This window comes from Streptomyces sp. NRRL S-495 (assembly GCF_000966955.1).
GTDB classification, from domain to species: Bacteria; Actinomycetota; Actinomycetes; order Streptomycetales; family Streptomycetaceae; genus Kitasatospora; species Kitasatospora purpeofusca.
Genome location: NZ_JZWY01000164.1, coordinates 1 through 1,342 on the forward strand (window position 1 = coordinate 1; position 1,342 = coordinate 1,342).

Sequence of the window (1,342 nt, forward strand, 5' to 3'; positions counted from 1 at the left end):
GGTCCGGGCCGAGCAGTCCCGCGACCTCGACGTCGCGGGACAGCCGGCGCTGGCCGTGGGCGCCGAGGGCGATCGCCTGGAGCGAGGATCCGCCCAGGGCCGTGAACGACTCGGCCCGGTACCGGGCGCCGGCCTCGTCGGCCGGCAGCCCGAGTACCTCGGCGACCAGTGGCAGCCAGTCGGCGGCGCGCCCGGGGGCGACGGTCATGCCCGACCGCCCTCGGCCCCCGCCGCCCCCGCCGCCTCGGGCGCCGCCGCCTCCGGCTCGTCCCGGCCGGCCACGGCCAGCAGGTCGCCGTAGCGGGGGTTGTGCAGCACGTCGGCGAGGTCGACAGGACGGTTGAGCTCCTGGCGGATCAGGGTGCTCAGCCGCAGCGCGCTCAGCGAGTGGCCGCCGAGGTCGAAGAAGTCGTCGTGCTCGTGGACCTCGTCGACACCGAGGACCTCCATCCAGAGCTGCTCGAACTCGGCGACCCAGTCCTGCTCGGTCCGAGGGTTCATCACAGGTGCCTCTCCTTCGCGGTGGCGGGGATCTCCAGGTAGTGCCGGGTGGGGGCGAACGGGTAGCCGGGGGCGGGGACGCGGCTGCGGCCGCGGTCCCCCTCCTCGTTCCAGGGGCCGCCGATCCCCAGCTGCCAGAGCAGGCCGACCGCGGCCAGCATCCGGTCGTAGGCGCTGCTCATCTCGGGGAGTTCGACCCCGAGGTGGGGGAAGACCTGGGTGCCGACCTCCAGCCAGGCGGCCGGCTCGGGGTCGACGGCCGGCGGCGCGAACGCGCCGTCGCCGGGCTCGTCGAAGCGGCTCGCCCAGTAATCGGGGTCGGCGGCCTGGTCCGCGGTGACCGGCGCACCGTCGACCGGGGAGTACAGCCGGGCGGTGGGTGCGGCCGGCCGCCAGTCGGACGGCCGTCGGCCGAGGGCCAGCTCGATGCCGGTCCCGAAGCCGAACACCCCGGCCGTGCAGGCCGCGGCGACCGCGCCGGGGCCGTTGCCGGTCAGGGCGACCGGGCGGATGCCGCGGCGGCCCAGCGCGTCGGTCCAGGCCATCGCGACGGCGAACCGGCCCACCCGCTCCTTGGTCATCGGGTCGGTGTCCTCGCCCAGCGGGCGCAGCGCGGCGTAGCCGAGGTCGATGATCCGGCGGAAGTCGGGGTCGATGTGGTAGCAGTGCCCGCAGCCGGGCAGTCGGCCGCCGCCGGTGAGGTGGTAGGCGACCCCGCGCTCGGCGGCCTGCGGGTCGGTGCGGCGCACCGGCAGCAGCGGCTTGAGGTCCTCCTCCGGCATCCGGACGGTGAAGCCGCGCCAGGGGAGCTCGGTCCGTCCGGTGCGCAGCGTGTAGGCGA

General features: G+C 76.2%; 2 protein-coding genes and 1 pseudogene. All 3 read right to left on the minus strand.

The window, feature by feature from the left end:
• Nucleotides 1–208, minus strand: a 208-nt coding sequence (locus VR45_RS10810) for an acyl carrier protein (RefSeq protein WP_045939484.1), incomplete at its 3' end; no start/stop codon positions are given.
• Nucleotides 205–501 (minus strand): acyl carrier protein, encoded by a 297-nt coding sequence (locus VR45_RS10815; protein WP_045939485.1) that lies wholly within the window; start codon nucleotides 499–501, stop codon nucleotides 205–207. The genes VR45_RS10810 and VR45_RS10815, both read right to left, overlap by 4 nt.
• Nucleotides 501–1,342 (minus strand): annotated as a pseudogene (locus tag VR45_RS47870) (hypothetical protein); the annotation flags it as partial. The gene VR45_RS10815 and the pseudogene VR45_RS47870, both read right to left, overlap by 1 nt.